This is a genomic window from Streptomyces sp. NPDC057617 (assembly GCF_042800555.1).
Classification (GTDB): Bacteria; Actinomycetota; Actinomycetes; order Streptomycetales; family Streptomycetaceae; genus Streptomyces.
Genome location: NZ_JBHVGV010000002.1, coordinates 642,619 through 661,859 on the forward strand (window position 1 = coordinate 642,619; position 19,241 = coordinate 661,859).

Genomic DNA, 19,241 nt, shown 5'->3' on the forward strand with positions numbered 1-19,241 from the left:
CGTTAGGCTCGACATCATGAGCGACACCCCGGACAGCGTCGTCCGTACGTACATCCAGACCCACCGCGCGGCCTTCCTCGACGATCTCGCCGACTGGCTGCGCATCCCGTCCGTCTCGGCCCAGCCCGGCCATGACGCGGATGTGCGGCGCAGTGCGGACTGGCTGGCCGAGAAGCTCAAGGAGACCGGCTTCCCGATCGCCGAGATCTGGGACACCCCCGGCGCCCCGGCCGTCTTCGCGGAGTGGCCCTCCGCGGACCCGGACGCCCCGACCGTGCTGGTCTACGGCCATCACGACGTCCAGCCGGCCGCCCGCGAGGACGGCTGGCACACCGACCCCTTCGAGCCGGTCGTGCGGGACGGCAGGATGTACGGACGTGGCGCCGCCGACGACAAGGGCCAGGTGTTCTTCCACACCCTCGGCGTACGGGCGCACCTCGCCGCGACCGGCCGTACCACCCCCGCCGTCCATCTCAAGCTCCTCGTCGAGGGCGAGGAGGAGTCCGGCTCGCCGCATCTGCGCGCCCTGGCCGAGCAGCACGCGGAGCGGCTGGCGGCCGACGCCGTGATCGTCTCGGACACCGGTATGTGGTCCGAGTCCACCCCGACCGTCTGCACCGGTATGCGCGGCCTCGCCGACTGCGAGATCGAGCTGTACGGCCCCGACCAGGACATCCACTCCGGTTCCTTCGGCGGCGCCGTCCCGAACCCGGCCACCGTCGCAGCCCGGCTGGTCGCGGCCCTGCACGACGAGCACGAACGCGTCACGGTCCCCGGTTTCTACGACGATGTCGCCGAACTCGGCGCCACCGAGCGCGCGCTCCTCGCCGAGCTGCCTTTCGACGAGGAGGAGTGGCTCCGTACGGCCCAGTCCCACGGCACTCTCGGGGAGGCCGGATACTCCACCCTGGAGCGGATCTGGGCCCGCCCGACCGCCGAGGTCAACGGCATCGCGGGCGGTTACCAGGGCCCCGGCGGCAAGACGATCGTCCCGTCCTCGGCCCTGCTGAAGCTCTCGTTCCGACTGGTCGACGGCCAGGATCCGGACCGTATCGAGCGGGCCGTACGGGACTGGACCGAGGCCAGGATCCCGGCCGGAATCCGGTACAAGATCAGCTTCGGCGCGGCCACCCGCCCCTGTCTGACCCCGCTCGACCACCCCGCGCTCCAGTCGGTCGTACGGGCCATGGGCCGCGCGTTCGGCGGTCCTGTCCGCTTCACCCGCGAGGGCGGCTCGGGACCGGCCGCCGACCTCAGGGACGTGCTGGGCGCCCCGGTGCTCTTCCTGGGCATCTCCGTACCGTCCGACGGCTGGCACGCTCCGAACGAGAAGGTCGAACTGGACCTGCTCCTCAAGGGCGCGGAAACGACGGCCTACCTCTGGGGCGACCTTGCCACCGCCCTGCGCTGAGGGACCGCCCCGCGCCGAGAGCGCCTCCCGCGCCGAGAGCGCCTCCCGCGCCGAGAGCGCCTCCCGCGCGGGGGGCGACCCCCGCGCCGTCGCCCCGCTCGCCGAGAGCGTCTCCCGCGCCGAGGGCCTCGCCGGGCCCGGCCTCGCCGCCGGTTCCGGCGCCGGCCTCGCCCGCACCGCACACTCCGCTGATCAGAAACCCAATCAATCCGGGGGAGTTGGAAGTACCTGTGAGCACCATCAGCAGTGACGCCACCGCACACCGACCCATCGGCCTCACCGCCCCCAGCGGTATCGACCGCGCGGCCCACCACCGTCTCGACGAGGCCTGGCTGGCGGCGGCGTGGAGCCATCCGACGACCCGGGTCTTCGTGGTGTCGGGCGGCCAGGTGCTGATCGACGACACCCCTGACGGCCGTACCGAACTCGTGATGATCCCGTCCTTCGAGGCGCCCGTCACCGAGGCCCACCGCTACTTCCTCGGCATGGACGAGGCCGGTGTCCGCTATTTCGCGCTCCAGAAGGACACACTCCCCGGCCGTATCGACCAGTCGGCGCGGGCGGCCGGGCTGCGCGAGGCGGGCATGCTGCTCTCGGCCCGCGACGCCGGGCTGATGGTGCATGCCGTGGCGCTGGAGAACTGGCAGCGGCTGCACCGTTTCTGCTCGCGCTGCGGCGAACGCACCGTGATCGCCGCGGCCGGCCATATCCGCCGCTGCCAGGCCTGCGGCGCCGAGCACTACCCGCGTACCGACCCCGCGGTGATCATGCTGGTCACCGACGAGGAGGACCGCGCGCTCCTGGGCCGCCAGGTGCACTGGCCCGAGGGCCGTTTCTCCACGCTCGCGGGCTTTGTGGAGCCGGGGGAGTCGATCGAACAGTCGGTGGCGCGCGAGGTCTTCGAGGAGGCGGGCGTCACGGTCGGCGAGGTCGAGTACATCGCCAGCCAGCCATGGCCGTTCCCGTCGAGCCTGATGCTGGGCTTCATGGCGCGCGCCACCTCGTCGCAGATCACGGTGGACGGCGAGGAGATCGAGGAGGCGCGCTGGTTCTCCCGGGAGGACCTGCGGACCGCGATCGAGTCGGGCGAGATCCTGCCCCCGGCCGGAATCTCCATCGCCGCGCGTCTGGTGGAGCTGTGGTACGGCAAGCCCCTGCCGAAGCCGGCGAACTGAGCGGTTACAGCGGTTACAACTGAGCGGTTGGGACGGAGCGGTTGGGACTGAGCGGTTAGGACCAGCGGTTACGAGGAGGCCCCGAGCCGGGGGCGCCCACGGGGCCCGGCGGCGTCGTCGGCCGGGCCGGTGAGCCGGCTTCGCCACCACGGCACGAGCTGGACGACGCCGAACGCGGCCTCGACGACGAAGAACAGCCACAGCACCCGAAACGCACCGTGGGCCAGCGCGTACGCCTGCCACATCGCGAACAGCACGCGCGCGACACCGTCGAGCAGCCCGTGCACCGGCAGCGGTCCGACGATGCGCAGCAGAGCCCAGACGACCACGACCGAACCCATCAGATTCGCGTACAGGGTCTGGATCGGGTCGAGCGGGGGCAGGGCGCCCAGCCCGAGCGCGTTGCCGAGAGCCGACAGCCCGCGGTGCACGAGCGCGTACGTCCACGGGGTCGCGAACCCCGCCGTGACGACGAGGTCGTACCACGCGCTCGCGCGCACGACGCGCAGATAGCCGGGGCGGGTAGGGCCGGAGCGGAACGGGCCGGGGCGGAAAGGTGCGGATAGACGGATCACGACGAGGCTCCTGCTGGTCCGACGACAGCGACGCCTCACGCTAAACAGTGGACTACGCTCCAAGGTCAAGCCCGGAATCCGACGGACGGTCGTACGGCCGGAACCGACGGACGGTCATACGGAGGGTCATGCTGATCGGGGAGCTGGCCGCGCAAGCGGGGATGACCAAGGACACCATCCGGTTCTACGAGAAGGTCGGTCTCGTCGAGGGCCGGCGTCTGGCCAACGGCTACCGCGACTTCCCGCCCGAGGCGGTGCCCTGGCTGCACTATGTCCGTACCGCGCAGACGCTCGGATTCTCACTGGCCGAGATCGCACGGCACGGCGAGGAACTGCGCGGGGCGCCGGACACCGCGGACGCGCTGTCCGCGCTGTTCGAGGGGAAGATCCAGGTCATCGACGCGCGCATGGCGGAGCTGGCGGCCCTGCGGGCCGACCTCGAAACGCGCGTCGGTACGGGATGCCCGCTGCGGGCGGCCTCGCCGGCCGGATGAACGGCGACTGAACGCCGACTCAGCAGAACGCCCCCTCCAGTGAGGTCCATCTACCGGAGGGGGCGCGGCGCCGGAGGAGCGTCAGACCGCGAGAGCCTGCTTCACCTGGGCGAGGCTCGGGTTCGTCATGACGACGTTCTCACCGCCGTTGGGCGGGACCACGAGAACCGTCGGGACCGTCTGGTTGCCGCCGTTCGCCTTCTCGACGAAGGCCGCCGACTCCGGGTCCTGCTCGATGTTGATCTCGGTGTACGCGATGCCCTCGCGATCCATCTGGCCCTTGAGCCGACGGCAGTATCCGCACCACGTGGTGCTGTACATCGTCACAGTGCCCGGCATGTCCCTCGCGCTCCTCTGTCTCGCCGAATGCGTTGTCCGCATGGTGTCGAACGTCCGCACCCCTGCCACCATTCCCGCACCGCCACCGGACCCGGCGGACGCCCGGCGGGCGGACCCGGCGTACCGGCGCAGCCTCGGCACCCGCCAGTGTGTTCGTACGACCAATCCGCCTCCCCTGTGGACAACCACCGCACCCGTCCCGGGCGACCTGGCAGCATGGCGGCGTGACAGCAGCAACGCATTCCCCACTCTTCCCGCCGGAATTCCCGCAGGAGTCCGGGCACGGCCAGATCGTGGCCCCGCCGCGCGACGCCGACGCGGTGCTGGACGGACTCGACCCCGAGCAGCGCGAGGTCGCGACGTCCCTGCACGGTCCGGTGTGTGTGCTGGCCGGGGCCGGCACGGGCAAGACGCGCGCGATCACGCACCGGATCGCGTACGGAGTGCGCGCGGGCATACTCCAGCCCGGCAGCGTGCTGGCCGTCACCTTCACCAACCGGGCCGCGGGCGAGATGCGCGGGCGGCTGCGCCAGCTCGGCGCGGGCGGTGTCCAGGCGCGTACGTTCCACTCGGCGGCGCTGCGCCAGCTCCAGTTCTTCTGGCCGAAGGCGGTCGGCGGTGAGCTGCCGAGGCTGCTCGACCGCAAGGTCCAGCTCGTCGCCGAGGCCGCGGCCCGCTGCCGGATCCGGCTCGACCGCAATGAACTGCGCGATGTCACCGGCGAGATCGAATGGGCGAAGGTCACCCAGACCGTCCCGGCCGACTATCCGGCCGCCGTGGCCAAGTCCCTGCGCGAGGCCCCGCGCGACCCGGCCGAGACCGGCCAGATCTACGGCATGTACGAACAGCTCAAGCGCGACCGCTCGGTGATCGACTTCGAGGACGTCCTGCTGCTCACGGTCGGCATCCTCCAGGACCGCCATGACATCGCCGACCAGATCCGCCGTCAGTACCAGCACTTCGTGGTCGACGAGTATCAGGACGTGAGCCCGCTCCAGCAGCGGCTGCTCGATCTCTGGCTGGGCGATCGCGAAAGTCTCTGTGTGGTGGGCGACGCCAGCCAGACGATCTACTCCTTCACCGGCGCCACCCCCGATCATCTGCTGAACTTCCGCACCCGCCATCCGGGCGCCACCGTGGTGAAGCTGGTCCGCGACTACCGCTCCACGCCCCAGGTCGTCCATCTCGCCAATGGCCTGCTGAACCAGGCGCGGGGCAGGGCCGCCGAGCACCGGCTCGAACTGGTCTCGCAGCGCGGCCCCGGCCCCGAGCCGGTCTGCACGGAGTACGCGGACGAACCGACCGAGGCCGAGGGCACCGCCCGCCGGATCCGCGATCTGATCGCGGCCGGGGTCCCGGCCGGGGAGATCGCCGTGCTGTACCGGATCAATGCCCAGTCGGAGGTCTATGAACAGGCCCTGGCCGATGCCGGGGTGCCCTATCAACTGCGCGGCGCGGAGCGGTTCTTCGAGCGACAGGAGGTACGGGAAGCGGGCGCGGCGCTGCGGGGCGCGGCCCGCTTCGGGGGCAATGACTCCCTGCTCGACGATGTCGTCGAACTGCCCGCGCAGGTGCGGGCGGTGCTCTCCACCAAGGGCTGGACGACCGAACCTCCCGCCGGCTCGGGCGCGGTCCGTGACCGCTGGGAGTCCCTGGCGGCCCTGGTCCGTCTCGCCGAGGACTTCGTACGGGCCCGGCCGGAGGCGACACTCGCCGATCTGGTGGCCGAGCTGGACGAGCGCGCGGCCGCCCAGCACGCGCCCACGGTCCAGGGCGTCACCCTGGCCTCGCTGCACGCGGCGAAGGGCCTGGAGTGGGACGCGGTGTTCCTGGTCGGGCTCGCCGAGGGCATGATGCCGATCACCTACGCCAAGACCGATGAGCAGATCGAGGAGGAGCGCCGGCTCCTCTATGTCGGGGTCACCCGGGCGCGGTCACATCTCTGTCTGTCCTGGGCGCTCTCCCGCGCGCCGGGCGGCCGGGCCTCCCGCCGCCCCACCCGCTTCCTCAACGGACTGCGCCCCGGCTCCACGGCCGCCGGGGCGCGGGGTACGGAGTCGGGGCCGGGCGGTGCCGTGGAGCGCGGCGGTGCGGCCCGGCGCAAGCGGCGCGGCCCGGCGCTCTGCCGGGTCTGCGGCAAGACCCTCACCGACGCGGGCGAGATGAAGCTGATGCGCTGCGAGGACTGCCCGTCGGACATGGACGAGGCGCTCTACGAACGGCTGCGGGACTGGCGCGCCGGGCAGGCCAGGTCCCTGGGCCAGCCCGCCTATTGCGTGTTCACCGACAAGACCCTGATGGCGATCGCCGAAGCCGTGCCGGCCGCGCCGGGCGAGCTGGCCTCGATCGCCGGCGTCGGCGCCCGCAAGCTGGACCGTTTCGGAGCCGATGTGCTTGCCATCTGCGCTGGTGAGGAGGGTGCGGAGGGCGGCGGGGAAGACTGATACGAACTCGTCGAAAAAATAGTTTGCGCCCGCCCGGGCAATCCCCATAGGTTCTTAACCACGGGAACAGCGGGCTTCTCCCAAGCCCTGTCCCCGTGCTCTACTTGTCCAAAGCAGTATCTGTCCCGAATACGCGCGACTGGCTCCGGTCAGTCCTTGAGACGCCGAGAGGAGGCGATTCCAGTGATCAGCATCAAGAACATCAGCTTTGTCAGCACCGCCAAAATGACCGATCGCTCGGTCGTCTCCGCCTGCCCGCTCGGCTTCTCCGGTTCCGAACTCATCGCCAGTGGTCTGTCCGGCTTCACCGCCGTCCGGCCCGCCGCCCTGTCGGGTCTTCCCGTTGGGGTGCGCAATGAGCGACCGACCAAGGCACTGGAAGCAGGAGTAGCAGCGGCAGCGGCCAAGGCCTATGCCTTTGCGGCGACCGGTGCCGACACGAAGCGGCAGACGCAGCACCACACGATGTGGGCCTTCCGTGGGCTCGAACCCTGGAGTGATCCAGCCTGACAGACGATCAGGCCGGCGCCTTCAGGGCCGCGGAACCCCACCCGGGATCCGCGGCCCTTCTGTTTGTCCCGAACGGGAGAGACGGAACGAAGGGGCCTCGGGACACCAGCAACGCTCGGTACCAAGCCGACACCCGGCCAACCAGGCCGGACCGACCAGACGAGGAACGACACCCGTGCAACTCGAAGCGCACGCCCCGTCCGTACCGCCTTCCGAAACGATCTCCCCGCCCGTCCCCACGGAGGACTCCACCTTGACCCCGCTCACCGCGCTCACCGCGCTCGACGACGCCATCGAGAACCTCGGCGTCGCCGTCCCCTGCCGTGCCTACGACCCCGAGGTCTTCTTCGCGGAGTCCCCGGCCGATGTCGAGTACGCCAAGGCGCTCTGCCGCACCTGCCCGCTGATCGAGGCCTGCCTCGCCGGCGCCAAGGAGCGGCGCGAGCCGTGGGGCGTGTGGGGTGGCGAACTCTTCGTCCAGGGCGTGGTCGTGGCCCGCAAGCGGCCGCGTGGCCGTCCGCGCAAGAACCCGGTCACGGCATGACCGCCACCGGAACCATCGACCGTCCCTTTACGCACGATCCCCAGAAGCAGGCTCCGATGACCTCTTCCCTGCGACAGCCCTCCGGCTCCGCCACCCCAGTCGTCAGCACCATGGACGCGAACGACTCGCGTCAGAACAGGACCCGTGAGATGCAACTCATCCCAGAAGCCCTGGCGCGCGCGCATATGAGCGAGCGCCTGCGGGAAGCCGAGGCGGAACGCCGGGCCGTGCGCCTGGTCGCCGCCCGGCGGATGCAGCGCCGCGCCGAGCGCGTATCCATGCGCGCCCGCCGCGCGCTGGCCATGGCCGTCATGCAGTAAGCAGTCGGCCGGCCAGTCACGATCGGCCAGTCAGTGCCCATCACCGTCAGCGAGCGGGGGCCGGTCCCGAGGGGACCGGCCCCCGCTTCCGCGTTCAGGCGCTGTCGTCCTCCGGCTCCGCCGCGGACGCCTGTTCCGGTATGAACGGCTCCGGCACGAACCCGGGCAGCCAGGCCTCCAGTTCGTCCCTGAGCCGGACCGTCGCGCTGAGCTGGCAGAGCACCCCGATGGTGCTCAGCGTGACGCGGTGTATCAGCAGATACGACGGAGGCAGGTTGAGCTGCTTGCCCAACTGGTGCGCGGGGGAGCGCGGATCCGCTATCCGCGCGGCCTGGTCGCGCATCCAGCCCCGGGTGAAGGCGAACTCCTCCACCGCCGCCGGCTCGATGATCGGCCGGAGATAGTCCAGCACCGCGTCCGGGTCGAGATCGATGGTCTCCTTGACGAACCCTTCCTCGCACAGCAGGCCGTACACCGCCTCGGCGTCGTCCTCCAGGGTCATCCGCAGCGCCTCGCCGATGGTGGCGGGAAGCCCGCCCGGCAGGCGGTCCACCGTGCCGAAGTCCAGCACCCCCAGCCGGAGTTCCCCGCCGTCGCACTCCTCGCCGTCCCCGCCCTCACCGTCGGCATGCGCCGGCGGCAGCAGCCGGAAGTTCCCCGGGTGCGGATCGGCGTGCAGCAGACCCGTACGCGCCGGACCCGAGAAGAGGAACCTCGCGAGGAGCTGCCCGGCCCGGTCGCGCTGCTCGGGCGTCCCGTCGGAGATCACCTCCGACAGCGGTGTCCCGTCGATCCACTCCGTCACCAGCACCTGCTCGCCCTGGTGCACCACCTCCGGCACCACCACATCCGGATCGCCCGCGAACTCCGCCGCATGCTCCCGCTGCGCCTCGGCCTCCAGCGCGTAGTCCAGCTCCTCGGAGACCCGGTCGCGCAGCTCCGTGATCAGCGGCTTGATGTCCATCCCCGGGATCAGCGGCCCCAGCAGCCTGGCGAACCGGCTGAGCTGCGCAAGATCGGACAGCAGCGCCTCGCCCGCCCCCGGATACTGCACCTTGACGGCGACCTCGCGCCCGTCGTGCCACACCGCCCGGTGGACCTGCCCGATCGAGGCGGCCGCCGAGGGCTTGTCCTCGAACTCCAGGAACAGCTCCCGCCACTCCTCGCCCAGCCGCTCCGCCAGCACCGCGTGGACCGTACGGACCGGCATGGGCGGCGCCGCCTCCTGGAGCCTGGTGAGTGCCGCCCGGTAGGGCCCGGCGATCTCCTCGGGCAGCGCGGACTCGAACACGGACAGCGCCTGCCCGAACTTCATCGCACCGCCCTTCAGCTCACCGAGGACCTTGAAGAGCTGGTCCGCCGTGCGCTGCTGGAGCTCCCGGGCGACGATCTCCGCGGACTTCCCGCCGATCCGCTTGCCCAGGCCCCAGGTGGCCCGGCCGGCGAAGCCCAGTGGCAGCGTGGCCAGCTTCGCGGTCCGGGTGACCGCCTTCCGGGGAAGATCAGACATGAAGCCCCTCCAAGTCCCAGACAGCCGAGCCGCGTGCGGCGGTTACCCAGCCATTGTGTCGTGCGACGCCTCCAAAGCCGCCATGCCCACCCCCTCCCGTCCGCCGGCCGCCCCGCAGGAGCAGTCCGGATGGGGGGTCACTCGCTCCGCCCGCCAGTCCAGCAGCGGCAGCGACGCCTCCCACCGCGCCCCCGTACTGGCCGGCAGATCCCCGTCCAGGAACGACAGCGCATGGGCTGCCGCTAGCCCCGCCACCGCCGTGGCCAGCCCCAGGTCACAGGCCGGCACGGCGGGCGTCCGGTGCCCGGAGCGCCACTGCGCCAGCATCCGCGGCCACCCCGGATCGCGCTCGGCCCTGGCCCGCGCCACACACTCCGCACAGGCCGTGCCACCGGGCAGCACCAGCGGCCCGACCAGGCCCGTCGCCTCGATCACCCCCGTATAGAGATGCGGCGTGCCGGTGGCGATCCAGGGCTCGGCCGTCGCCGGATCCGGGGCGTACGCCGCGAGCCCGTCCCGGGGAGCGGCGATCACCAGGGAGAGGCCCGGCTCGCCCTCGCCGCAGGACTCCCCGTACTCCGCCGCGCTCGGCGGACGCCCCGGCGCGGACCGCCGGACCAACTGCCGCGCCGCGACATCCCGCCGCTCACCCACGCTGTGGGCGGGCAGCCCGCCGGGCGCCACATCCCCCTCCTCCGCACACCCGCCGTCCAGCACATCCACCCGCCCCACCCCGGAAGCCGCGAGCACCGCGGCGACGGCTGCCCCCACCCGCCCCGCACCCCGGACCTGGACCCGCATCGCCCGCCGCGCGGCCAGCCGCCGTATCCCCGCCCCCGGCTCCCGGTGGACAACGGACAAGGACGCCAGATCGGGCCGCAGCCGGTCGAAGGCCCCCGTCCGCTTCCGTAAGCCCTCGGCCGCCGGGCCGCCCTCGTCCGGATCGTCGAGCACCCCCGCCGCGCTCAGCCGTCTCACCAGCGAATCGGCCAGCCCGTCGGGCAGCCCCATCGCACGCGCCCGCTCCCTCAGCAGAGGCAGTCCACGGGTCCCGTCGAGCAGCTCCAGAAAACTGCCCGTGGCCGTATCGACGGGACCGACCAGCACAGCATGCGCCGGTGTGACCCCGAACTGCACGGTCTGCCGCTCCCGCCACGCACGCCGCAGCGCGGGCTTCACCATCGGATGCATATCGGCCTCCCTCTCGCTCCCTCTCGATTTCCGCCGCCGGAATCGCCCCGGCCCCGAACGGACTCTCCCCGGACTCCCCGATCCGGCTGATCCGTGTTCCCAGAATGCAAGGCGGCGCGCGGCGGTGCGGAAAGTTATCCACAGGGGCGCGCATTAATCGTTCAAATATCGAGGACCCCGAAAATGGATCAAGATTGAACCACCCCGGAGGCGGGACTTCCCCCACATGCAGCGGGTAACGTCGGGGCGTGTCCGCCGATCCTTCCCCTCGCCTCGCGGGGGAGCCTCCCTCGCACAGCGCCGCAAGTGAAGAGCGCAGCGTGACAAGCCGCCTGTCGCGCGGCCCGGGGACGAGCGCTGTCGAGGTCCGCAGAAGCGCCCGCCGCAGCAGAACCGTCTCGGCGTACCGCGAGGGCGACCGGACCATCGTCCTCATCCCCGCCCGGATGTCGGAGGCGGAGGAGCGGCGCTGGGTCACCGTGATGCTGGACAAACTCGCCGCGCAGGAGAGCAAGCGCGTCCTCGGCGACAGCGAGCTGACCGAGCGGGCCGAGCGGCTCTCCGCCCAGTACTTCAACGGCAGCGCCCGGCCCACCTCCGTCCGCTGGGTCACCAACCAGAACACCCGCTGGGGTTCGTGCACCCCCGCCGAGGGCAGCATCCGGCTGTCGCACCGGCTCCAGGGCATGCCGGAGTACGTCGTCGACTATGTGCTCGTGCACGAGCTGGCGCATTTGCTCGTACCGGGCCACGGGCCGCGGTTCTGGCGGCTCCTGGAGGCCTATCCGCGCACCGAACGGGCGCGCGGCTATCTCGAAGGTGTCGTCGCCGCCGACCGGCTGCCGCATCTGCCCGTCGCACGCGGGGAATCACCAAGCGGGGAATGACGGACCGTCACGGTGCACGGATACGGACCGACATGGTGCGTGTGTACCGACTCTGTACCGGCTTGGCTCAATGTCGTACGCAGCCGTTAGCCTGGCGCGACGCAAACACATTCGGGATGGGGGACGGTCGTTACGCATGGCCAGGGAATTCCAGCGCGGCCACAAGGCCAAGATCAGTGATCTCACCGCGGGGACGGATCTGTACGTAGGTGTGCAGATCGCCGCTCCCGGGCTGAGCTTCGACATCAGCTGTTTCGGCCTCGACGCCGATGAACAGCTCTCGGACGACCGTTACTTCATCTTCTTCAACCAGCCGAAGTCCCCCGAGGAATCCATCCAGTTGCTGGGCGCCCAGGCCGGCGACACCGAGTCGTTCCGGGTGACGCTGGACCGGATTCCGGCGGCCATTCAGAAGCTCTCGTTCACCGCCACCATCGACGGCGCGGGCCAGATGTCCCAGGTCGGCCCCGGGTACATCCGCATTGTCGCGGGCGGCGAGGAAGTCGTCCGATATGCCTTCACCGGCTCGGAGTTCACCACCGAGCGAGCGGTCATGCTCGGTGACTTCTACCTCAAGGACGTCTGGCGGTTCGCCGCGGTAGGCCAGGGCTTCGACGGCGGTCTCGACGCGCTCCTGAAGAACTTCGGCGGTGAGGTCGCCGAGGAGGAGCCCGCCGCACCGCAGCCGCCGGCCGGCGGCCAGGTGCCGGGTTTCGCCCCGCCCGCGCAGAGCGCCCCCGCCCCGGCTCCCCCGCCCGCGTTCGGCGCCCCGGCGGCACCTCAGGTGCCGCACGCACCCCAGGCACCTCACATCCCGCAGGCGCCCCAAGGCCCGCAGCCCGCGCCGGTGTTCGGGGCTCCGCCCGGGCCTCCGGCCCCCGCCCCGGTACCCCCGCCGATGCACGGCGCGCCGACCATCGCCGCACCCATGACCCCGCCCGGCGGCACCGTACCGCCGCCGCCCGCGCCGGCTCCGTACGGACAGCCGCCCCAGCAGCCGCAGTTCGACCAGATCCCGGGCCAGACAGGGCAGGTCCCGGGCCAGATCCCGGGCCAGGTCCCGGGCCAGGTCCCGGGCCAGGTCCCGGGCCAGGTCCCGGGCCAGATCCCGGGCCAGGTCCCGCCCGCGCCCCAAGTGCCGTCCCCGTACGGCCCGCCCGCGCCCGCACCGTACGGACAGCCGCCAGGACCGCCGCTGGGTGCTCAGCCGGGCATCCCGCAGGGGGTTCCCCAGGGCGTGCCGCCGGGCGGCGCCGGTCTTCAGGCCGCCCTCCAGCCGTACAAGGAACTGCCCACGGGACAGCGCTGGACACCGCAGAACGGCCAGTTGATGCGCGTCGACCTCGGCATGGGCGGCACCCCGGTCCTCGCCCGCCAGGGCAGCATGGTGATGTACCAGGGGAAGGTCGACTTCAGCTACAAGGGCGCCGGTTTCGCCGGCCGTATCGTCGGCAACGCCACCGGCCAGGAGATGCAGCTCATGCGCTGCACCGGCCGCGGTCAGGTCTTCCTCGCCGAAGAGGGCGCGCATCTGCACCCGGTGGAGCTTCAGGGCGACGGGATCTGTGTCTCGGCGGAGAGCGTCCTCGCCTTCGACGAGTCCCTCCAGTACGAGGTCCGCAGGATCGAGGGCCACGGGATACCGGGCGGAGCCCTGTTCACCATGCTCTTCCAGGGCACCGGCACCGTCGTCGTCAAGACCCATGGCACCCCGGTGGTCCTGCCCGTCACGCCCACGACCTTCGCCGACTGCAATGCCGTCGTCGCCTGGTCGTCCGCGTCCCAGGTGATCATCTCCAGCCAGGTCAGGCTGCGCCGCAACGCGTATCCGGGCCACAGCGGGGAGACCGTGAACCTCCAGTTCCGGGGCGCCCCCGGCAACTTCATCGTCGTCCAGCCGTACGAGGTCTGAGGGAGCCCGGACCATGAACCAGCAGCTCGCGGGCTATGCCCCCACCCCCGTCGCGGCCCGGATGGAGAACCACGGCCGCGCCATGCTCAAGGTCGCGATGGCCTCAGGACAGGACCTCTTCGCACGCACCGGCTCGATGGTCGCCTACGAGGGCTTCATCCAGTACGAGCCGAATCCGCCCGCCATCCGCCAGATCGCCTCCCAGTGGGTGACCGGCGAGGGCACGCCCCTGATGAAGTGCTCCGGCGACGGCCTGCTCTATCTCGCCGACTACGGCGCGGATGTCGTGGTCATCAACCTCAACAATGACGCGCTCTCCGTCAACGGCACCAATGTGCTGGCCTTCGACGCCCATCTCCAGTGGGGCGTCGAGCGGGTGAAGGGCCTGGCCAAGTTCGCCGGACAGGGCCTGTGGAACGTGCAGATAGCCGGGACCGGCTGGGTCGCCCTGACCTCGCGCGGCACCCCGATCGTCGTCGACTGCGGCCGGGGCGAGGACGAGACCTATGTCGACCCGGACGCCCTCGTCGCCTGGTCCCCGGCCCTCAAGGTGAAGGGCAAGCGCAGCCTGAAGGCGTCCGCGCTGATCGGGCGGGGCAGCGGAGAGGCCTACCAGATGGCCTTCTCCGGCCAGGGCATCGTCGTCGTACAGCCCAGCGAGGACAGCACCGACCGTCTGCGGATCCAGCGCTGAGGGGAGCGAGAACACCATGCAGAGTCCGCTTTTCGCCTATACGGAACAGCAGTCACAGGAGCGGTACGCGGTGCAGAACCCGCAGCTCCTGCGGGTCGCGCTCAGCGGCCAGGACGATGTCCTCGCCCGCAAGGGCGCGATGGTCGCGTACCAGGGGCTGATCGACTTCGACGGTGAGTACCAGTCGCAGGGCCAGCGCCGGGCCCGCGCCCGCACCGGTGAGGGACTGGACCTGATGCGCTGCTCGGGGCAGGGCACGGTCTATCTGGCCAACCTCGCCCAGTACATCCATGTCGTCGATGTCGACCACGAGGGGATGACGGTGGACAGCGCCTATGTGCTGGCGCTGGACTCCTCGCTGCACAGCGAAGTCATCGCGGTGGACAGCCAGTACGGCATCTCGGGCTCCGGCAAGTACCAGCTCAATATCTCCGGCCGGGGCAAGGTCGCACTGATGACCTCGGGCCAGCCGCTGATGATGCAGGTCACGCCGGACAAGTACGTCAACGCCGACGCCGACGCGGTCGTCGCCTGGTCCTCCGCGCTACGGGTGCAGATGCAGGCGCAGACACACTCCTCGGGCATACGGAGGCGGCGCGGCAACACCGGCGAGGGCTGGGAGCTGAGCTTTCTGGGGCAGGGCTTCGCGCTGGTGCAGCCCAGTGAGGTCATGCCGCCGCAGCACGCGGAGATCGGGCAGGGGCTGGCCGCGCAGTTCGGCGTCGGCCAGCAAGGAGCGCACGGCCAGAACCAGGGGAACGCCTGGAGCAGATGACCGCGCCGAGCCCGGCCGCCCGCGTCACGTCCCGCCCGGACGTCCACGGAAGGCGCGCCGGGCGCCGGCGGACGGGGTGGCCTCAGGCTCCGTGCCCACGTGCCTCCGAAACGAGACCCGGACTAGGCCCGGACGAGGCCCGGCCACCCCTCCGCCCGCCCCTACGCGTCCAGCACGGCCCGGGTGCGCTCCACCAGCCGTACGACCGAGCCGTCGGCCACCGTCGCCGCCTCCTCGTAGGAGAACCAGCGCAGGTCGAGCGACTCCTCGCTGATCCGCTCGACCGCGTCGGCCGGCGCCAGCGCCGCGTACTGCACATCAAGGTGCCAGTGGCACGGGGCCGGAATGGCATGCCGGTCGAGCTGTACGGGACCGCCCGCCAGCGGGGTCAGACCGGGGATCCCGGACTCCTCCTCGGCTTCCCGCAGCGCCGCGCCCTCCAGGCTCCGGTCACCGGGCTCGCAGTGGCCGCCCATCTGGAGCCACATGCCGAGCTTCTTGTGCAGGGTGAGCAGCACCCGGCCCCGGGCCGGATCGACCACCAGCGCGCTGGCGGTGAGATGCCCCGCCGTACAGGCCTTCCACATCGCGTCCGGGTGGGCGGCGAGATGGTCCAGATAGAGCCCGCGCAACTCCTCCTGGCCCTCGTACCGGCTCTCATAGCCCTTCAGTACGAGGGCGGCGTCGTCATGCAGGCTCACTGGTCGGTGTCGTCCTTGCTGTCCTTGCCGCCCTTGCTGCCGCCCTTGCCGTCCGGTTCGTCCGCGGCCTCGCCGAGCATCTTGTCCAGCTCGGAGAAGTCCAACTGCTCGTGATGGACGAAGCCGTCCGGATCGTCGAGATCGGAGGCCGTCGGCAGCATGTCCGGGTGCTCCCACAGCCGGTCACGCCCGTCGACCCCGCGCGCGTCCGTGAGCGATGCCCACAGGCGCGCGGCGTCCCGCAGCCGGCGCGGACGGAGATGCAGACCGATGAGGGTGGCGAAGGTCTGCTCGGCGGGGCCGCCGGAAGCACGGCGTCTGCGCAGCGTCTCGCGGAGTGCGTCGGCGCCCGTGAGCCTGCTCTTGGCCGCTTCGTGCACCACCGCGTCCACCCAGCCCTCGACCAGCGCGAGCGCCGTTTCGAGACGGGCCAGCGCGGCCTTCTGCTCAGGTGTGTCCTCCGGCTGGAACATGCCCTGCTGGAGCGCTTCCTGCAGCTCCTCGGGGTGCGTGGGGTCGAACTGGCCGACCACGTCCTCCAGCTTGGTGGTGTCGACCTTGATCCCACGGGCATAGCCCTCGACCGCGCCGAACATATGCGACCGCAGCCACGGCACATGGGCGAAGAGGCGCTGGTGGGCGGCCTCGCGCAGTGCCAGATACAGCCGGATCTCGTCCCTGGGAACACCGAGGTCCTTGCTGAACGCCTCGATGTTCAGCGGGAGGAGCGCGGCCTTGCCCGCCGGGCCGAGCGGCAGCCCGATGTCCGTCGAGCCCACCACCTCACCCGCCAGCACGCCCACGGCCTGCCCGATCTGCTGGCCGAACATCGCGCCGCCCATGGAGCGCATCATGCCGATCAGCGGGCCCGCCACGGACTGCATCTCCTCGGGGAGCACCTCGCCCATGGCCGTGCCCACCCGCTCCGCCACCGGGTCGACGAGCTGCTGCCACGCGGGCAGCGTCGCCTCGACCCACTCGGCGCGGCTCCACGCCACTGCGGTGTTCGCGCCCGAGGGCAGGGAGGTGACGCCGTCCAGCCACAGATCGGCCAGCCGCACCGCCTCCTCGACCGAGGCACGCTCCGAGGGCCCCACGCTCGCGTCCTTCGTGCCGTCCGGGGTGCCCTGCGCGACCGTCTGGCGGGCGATCTGCTTGGCCATGTCCCAGTTGACAGGGCCGCCCTCATAACTGAGCATCTGGCCGAGCTGCTGGAAGGCCGCGCCCAGATCACTGGGGTTCAGCGAACCGAACATCGCGGCGAACGGATTGTCCGCACCGCCCGCGCCGCCCGGCAGACCGAACCCGAAATTGCCGAAGGGATTGCCGGGACCGCCCTGACCACCGGCACCCTGACCACCTCCGGCAGGGTCCTTCTTCTTGCCGTCGCCGTCCTCCGGCTCCTCCGGCGGAAGGCCGAATCCGAATGGTGTGTCACTCACGGGGTTCCTCGGCTCGTAGGGCCACCGGCGTCTGCCGGCGGCGGCTGCCCGACTACACCACCCAGCCTAAGCGGGACCGGGCGGACGAGGGTGGTACCGCCTCCGACACCCGGCCGGCTTCCGGGCTCAGTGCTCCGTCGGCCTGTGGCCTGCGGCAGGATGGACGTCACCTGGTACGTACGCGTCATTCACGTACGTATTGAAGACAACCGCTGGAGACGCCCGGTGAGTTCCCCAGATCCGCAGGTTCGCGCAGCGCGAAACCGCTCGACCACGCACTCGTCCCGCGGCCCCGTCGTCGCGGTCACCGGCGCCGCCTCGGGCGTCGGCGACCTGCTCACCCGGCGCCTCGCCGCCTCCGAGGAGATCAAGCAGGTCATCGCCATCGACGAGCGCCGGGGCGAGGTCTCCGAGGCGCAGTGGCACATCCTCGACGTCCGCGACCCGGCCATCGCGGAGAAACTGCGCGGCGCGGACGTGGTGGTGCATCTGGCGCTCGACCTCGATCTGGAGACCGACCCCGCCGCCCGTACGGCGTACAACGTGCGCGGCACCCAGACCGTGCTCACGGCCGCCGCCGCGGCGGGTGTCCACCGGGTGGTGCTGTGCACCTCGGCCATGGTCTACGGCGCGCTTCCCGACAACGACATCCCGCTCTCCGAGGATGCCGAACTGCGTGCCACGGCCGAGGCCACGGGCGTCGGCGATCTGCTGGAGATCGAGCGGCTGGGCCGCCGCGCGCCCCGCGCGCACCCCGGCCTGAATGTGACGGTCGTACGGCCCGCCGTCCTGGTCGGCGGTACGGACACGGCCCTCACCCGCTACTTCGAGTCGCCCAGGCTGCTGGTCGTCGCCGGATCCCGGCCCACCTGGCAGTTCTGCCATGTCGAGGACCTGGTCAGCGCCCTGGAGTACGCCGCGCTCGAAAAGGCCGACGGGGAGTTCGCGGTCGGCTGCGACGGCTGGCTCGAACAGGAGGAGGTCGAGGAGCTGAGCGGCATCCGCCGGATGGAACTGCCCTCCGCGGTCGCCCTGGGAGCCGCCGCGAGGCTGCACAGGATCGGTCTCACGCCCTCTCCGGCCGGCGATCTCGCGTACACCATGCATCCCTGGGTGGTCAGTGTCAGCAGGCTCCACGACGCGGGCTGGCGGCCCAGGTGGACCAATGAGGCGGTGCTCGCCGCGCTGCTGGAGGAGGTCGAGGGCCGCCATACGGTCGTGGGCCGCAGGCTCGGCCGCAAGGACGCCACCGCGGCGGGCGCGGCGGGCGCGACGGTGGCGCTGCTCGGCACGGCGGCGCTGGTACGACGGGCCCGCAAGGCGCGCCGCGGACGGTGAGGCGCGCGGCGTCACGGGCCGTACGAGGATCCGCGGCGTGGGGCGCGGCGCCCGTACGCGGGGCCCCGGGCCCGAGGCGCCGTTCCGGGATGTCAGTGGCGTACGGCACGATGGGGCCATGGCGAGCACCCATTCCCACCCGGGCGAGCAGGCGGCGCAGGATCCCATCCGGCTGCTGGCGATCCGCGACACCCCCCTGACCGTCGACGAGGTCTTCCGCGCGGTCGGGGACGACGCCGCGGGCGGTACGGCGCTCTTCGTCGGTACGGTGCGCAACCACGACGGGGGCGCCGATGTGGACACCCTCGGCTATTCGTGCCACCCCTCGGCCGAGGCGGAGCTGCGCCGCGTCGCGGAGAAGGTCGCCGCCGACCATCCGGTGCGCGCGCTGGCCGCCGTCCACCGAGTGGGCGATCTGGAGGTCGGAGATCTGGCGGTCGTCGTCGCGGTCTCCTGCCCGCACCGGGCCGAGGCGTTCGAGGCCTGCCGCAAGCTGATCGACGACCTCAAGCACGAGGTGCCGATCTGGAAACACCAGAAGTTCTCGGACGGCACCGAAGAGTGGGTGGGGGCGTAACACCTGCCCCACAGGCGCGAAGAGAGCCTCCTCAAGACGCGCAATCGTTCTGAAACCTGGTCAGTCGTGGACGGCCCGATTTGCGTAACCGCACCCCTGCCAGCAGCGTTGTCTCAGCAGATGGTTAATCTGCTGATCGGTCAGTTTGCAGACGCTCATGTAGGTCGGGAGGTCGGTATGGCCGCACTAACCTGGTTGCTGATTCCGCTTTTCGCCGCCATAGGCGCGGCGATATGGGGGCGCTGGGCCTCAAGGGATCGCACCATCGGGGACATAGCCGAGCTGAACGGGTACGCCCGGTTCCGCGACGCGATGGAGAAGGCGCACTCCGGTTCGGGCCGGTTCTGACACCGGCCGCCGCGCAAGCCGCCCGTACGCATTCGCTACGCGAACCCGTGCGAA

General features: G+C 71.2%; 20 protein-coding genes. 14 read left to right on the top strand and 6 right to left on the bottom strand.

The annotated features are described in order from the left end of the window. Positions 1-16 precede the first annotated feature (16 nt). Together ACFU9P_RS08420 and nudC are read left to right on the top strand one after the other, a co-directional pair. Positions 17-1,411 carry a dipeptidase gene (locus ACFU9P_RS08420; RefSeq protein WP_384078297.1) on the top strand — a complete coding sequence of 465 codons (1,395 nt, stop codon included), beginning with the start codon at positions 17-19 and terminating at the stop codon, positions 1,409-1,411. Between the two features lie 230 nt (positions 1,412-1,641). Beyond that, positions 1,642-2,586, top strand: coding sequence for an NAD(+) diphosphatase (gene nudC, locus ACFU9P_RS08425; protein WP_384078298.1), 945 nt, complete (start codon positions 1,642-1,644; stop codon positions 2,584-2,586). A gap of 68 nt (positions 2,587-2,654) precedes the next feature. Here the strand turns inward: nudC and ACFU9P_RS08430 are convergent, their stop codons facing one another. Beyond that, a complete protein-coding gene (locus ACFU9P_RS08430) occupies positions 2,655-3,161 on the bottom strand; it encodes a hypothetical protein (protein WP_384078299.1) in 507 nt (168 codons plus the stop codon). Between the two features lie 128 nt (positions 3,162-3,289). Here ACFU9P_RS08430 and ACFU9P_RS08435 point away from each other — a divergent pair, with 128 nt between their 5' ends. Further along, entirely contained in the window at positions 3,290-3,655 is a 366-nt protein-coding gene (locus ACFU9P_RS08435; protein ID WP_384078300.1) for a MerR family transcriptional regulator, read from the top strand. A gap of 81 nt (positions 3,656-3,736) precedes the next feature. Here ACFU9P_RS08435 and ACFU9P_RS08440 read toward each other — a convergent pair whose 3' ends face one another. After that, positions 3,737-3,994, bottom strand: coding sequence for a mycoredoxin (locus ACFU9P_RS08440; RefSeq protein ID WP_376375503.1), 258 nt, complete (start codon positions 3,992-3,994; stop codon positions 3,737-3,739). Between the two features lie 224 nt (positions 3,995-4,218). On the opposite strand from ACFU9P_RS08440, the gene ACFU9P_RS08445 reads away from it, so the two are divergent. The 4 genes from ACFU9P_RS08445 to ACFU9P_RS08460 all read left to right on the top strand — a co-directional run bounded on the left by ACFU9P_RS08445 (position 4,219) and on the right by ACFU9P_RS08460 (position 7,812). Then, entirely contained in the window at positions 4,219-6,438 is a 2,220-nt protein-coding gene (locus ACFU9P_RS08445; RefSeq protein ID WP_384078301.1) for an ATP-dependent DNA helicase UvrD2, read from the top strand. 183 nt (positions 6,439-6,621) lie between these two features. After that, complete coding sequence (locus ACFU9P_RS08450) at positions 6,622-6,948, top strand: hypothetical protein (RefSeq protein ID WP_384078302.1); 327 nt, start codon at positions 6,622-6,624, stop codon at positions 6,946-6,948. Positions 6,949-7,123: 175 nt separating this feature from the next. Beyond that, positions 7,124-7,492: a WhiB family transcriptional regulator gene (locus ACFU9P_RS08455; protein WP_376375511.1), complete on the top strand. Its 369-nt coding sequence runs from the start codon at positions 7,124-7,126 to the stop codon at positions 7,490-7,492. After that, a complete protein-coding gene (locus tag ACFU9P_RS08460) occupies positions 7,489-7,812 on the top strand; it encodes a hypothetical protein (protein ID WP_384078303.1) in 324 nt (107 codons plus the stop codon). The genes ACFU9P_RS08455 and ACFU9P_RS08460 overlap by 4 nt, the downstream gene beginning before the upstream one ends. A gap of 94 nt (positions 7,813-7,906) precedes the next feature. Here ACFU9P_RS08460 and ACFU9P_RS08465 read toward each other — a convergent pair whose 3' ends face one another. Beyond that, positions 7,907-9,322, bottom strand: a complete 1,416-nt coding sequence (locus tag ACFU9P_RS08465) for an ABC1 kinase family protein (RefSeq protein ID WP_376381713.1) — start codon at positions 9,320-9,322, stop codon at positions 7,907-7,909. A 42-nt stretch (positions 9,323-9,364) separates the two neighbouring features. Next, positions 9,365-10,513, bottom strand: a complete 1,149-nt coding sequence (locus ACFU9P_RS08470; RefSeq protein ID WP_384078304.1) for a ThiF family adenylyltransferase — start codon at positions 10,511-10,513, stop codon at positions 9,365-9,367. 248 nt (positions 10,514-10,761) lie between these two features. On the opposite strand from ACFU9P_RS08470, the gene ACFU9P_RS08475 reads away from it, so the two are divergent. The 4 genes from ACFU9P_RS08475 to ACFU9P_RS08490 all read left to right on the top strand — a co-directional run bounded on the left by ACFU9P_RS08475 (position 10,762) and on the right by ACFU9P_RS08490 (position 14,781). Next, positions 10,762-11,400, top strand: coding sequence for a M48 family metallopeptidase (locus tag ACFU9P_RS08475; RefSeq protein ID WP_376381717.1), 639 nt, complete (start codon positions 10,762-10,764; stop codon positions 11,398-11,400). Positions 11,401-11,536: 136 nt separating this feature from the next. Then, positions 11,537-13,312: a TerD family protein gene (locus ACFU9P_RS08480; protein ID WP_384078305.1), complete on the top strand. Its 1,776-nt coding sequence runs from the start codon at positions 11,537-11,539 to the stop codon at positions 13,310-13,312. A gap of 13 nt (positions 13,313-13,325) precedes the next feature. Next, positions 13,326-14,006: an AIM24 family protein gene (locus ACFU9P_RS08485; protein WP_376381721.1), complete on the top strand. Its 681-nt coding sequence runs from the start codon at positions 13,326-13,328 to the stop codon at positions 14,004-14,006. Positions 14,007-14,022: 16 nt separating this feature from the next. Next, positions 14,023-14,781: an AIM24 family protein gene (locus ACFU9P_RS08490; RefSeq protein WP_376381723.1), complete on the top strand. Its 759-nt coding sequence runs from the start codon at positions 14,023-14,025 to the stop codon at positions 14,779-14,781. Between the two features lie 161 nt (positions 14,782-14,942). Here the strand turns inward: ACFU9P_RS08490 and ACFU9P_RS08495 are convergent, their stop codons facing one another. Together ACFU9P_RS08495 and ACFU9P_RS08500 are read right to left on the bottom strand one after the other, a co-directional pair. After that, positions 14,943-15,482: an NUDIX hydrolase gene (locus ACFU9P_RS08495; RefSeq protein ID WP_384078306.1), complete on the bottom strand. Its 540-nt coding sequence runs from the start codon at positions 15,480-15,482 to the stop codon at positions 14,943-14,945. Further along, positions 15,479-16,924 (bottom strand): zinc-dependent metalloprotease, encoded by a 1,446-nt coding sequence (locus ACFU9P_RS08500; RefSeq protein WP_376381727.1) that lies wholly within the window; start codon positions 16,922-16,924, stop codon positions 15,479-15,481. The genes ACFU9P_RS08495 and ACFU9P_RS08500 overlap by 4 nt, the downstream gene beginning before the upstream one ends. 225 nt (positions 16,925-17,149) lie before the next feature. Here ACFU9P_RS08500 and ACFU9P_RS08505 point away from each other — a divergent pair, with 225 nt between their 5' ends. The 3 genes from ACFU9P_RS08505 to ACFU9P_RS08515 all read left to right on the top strand — a co-directional run bounded on the left by ACFU9P_RS08505 (position 17,150) and on the right by ACFU9P_RS08515 (position 19,187). Next, the gene (locus tag ACFU9P_RS08505; RefSeq protein ID WP_376381729.1) at positions 17,150-18,262 is read left to right on the top strand and encodes an SDR family oxidoreductase; all 1,113 of its coding nucleotides are present in this window, start codon (positions 17,150-17,152) and stop codon (positions 18,260-18,262) included. Positions 18,263-18,380: 118 nt separating this feature from the next. Further along, positions 18,381-18,839 (top strand): molybdenum cofactor biosynthesis protein MoaE, encoded by a 459-nt coding sequence (locus ACFU9P_RS08510; RefSeq protein WP_376381730.1) that lies wholly within the window; start codon positions 18,381-18,383, stop codon positions 18,837-18,839. 177 nt (positions 18,840-19,016) lie between these two features. After that, a complete protein-coding gene (locus ACFU9P_RS08515) occupies positions 19,017-19,187 on the top strand; it encodes a hypothetical protein (RefSeq protein ID WP_376381732.1) in 171 nt (56 codons plus the stop codon). The last annotated feature ends 54 nt before the right edge of the window (positions 19,188-19,241 follow it).

Excerpts from the sequence above, each read along its gene's own strand:
- ACFU9P_RS08420 (WP_384078297.1), top strand. The coding sequence starts at position 17 with ATGAGCGACACCCCGGACAGCGTCGTCCGTACGTACATCCAGACCCAC.
- ACFU9P_RS08435 (WP_384078300.1), top strand. The coding sequence starts at position 3,290 with ATGCTGATCGGGGAGCTGGCCGCGCAAGCGGGGATGACCAAGGACACC.
- ACFU9P_RS08440 (WP_376375503.1), bottom strand. The coding sequence starts at position 3,994 with ATGCCGGGCACTGTGACGATGTACAGCACCACGTGGTGCGGATACTGC.
- ACFU9P_RS08460 (WP_384078303.1), top strand. The coding sequence starts at position 7,489 with ATGACCGCCACCGGAACCATCGACCGTCCCTTTACGCACGATCCCCAG.
- ACFU9P_RS08465 (WP_376381713.1), bottom strand. The coding sequence starts at position 9,322 with ATGTCTGATCTTCCCCGGAAGGCGGTCACCCGGACCGCGAAGCTGGCC.
- ACFU9P_RS08470 (WP_384078304.1), bottom strand. The coding sequence starts at position 10,513 with ATGCATCCGATGGTGAAGCCCGCGCTGCGGCGTGCGTGGCGGGAGCGG.
- ACFU9P_RS08480 (WP_384078305.1), top strand. The coding sequence starts at position 11,537 with ATGGCCAGGGAATTCCAGCGCGGCCACAAGGCCAAGATCAGTGATCTC.
- ACFU9P_RS08485 (WP_376381721.1), top strand. The coding sequence starts at position 13,326 with ATGAACCAGCAGCTCGCGGGCTATGCCCCCACCCCCGTCGCGGCCCGG.
- ACFU9P_RS08490 (WP_376381723.1), top strand. The coding sequence starts at position 14,023 with ATGCAGAGTCCGCTTTTCGCCTATACGGAACAGCAGTCACAGGAGCGG.
- ACFU9P_RS08510 (WP_376381730.1), top strand. The coding sequence starts at position 18,381 with ATGGCGAGCACCCATTCCCACCCGGGCGAGCAGGCGGCGCAGGATCCC.
- ACFU9P_RS08515 (WP_376381732.1), top strand. The coding sequence starts at position 19,017 with ATGGCCGCACTAACCTGGTTGCTGATTCCGCTTTTCGCCGCCATAGGC.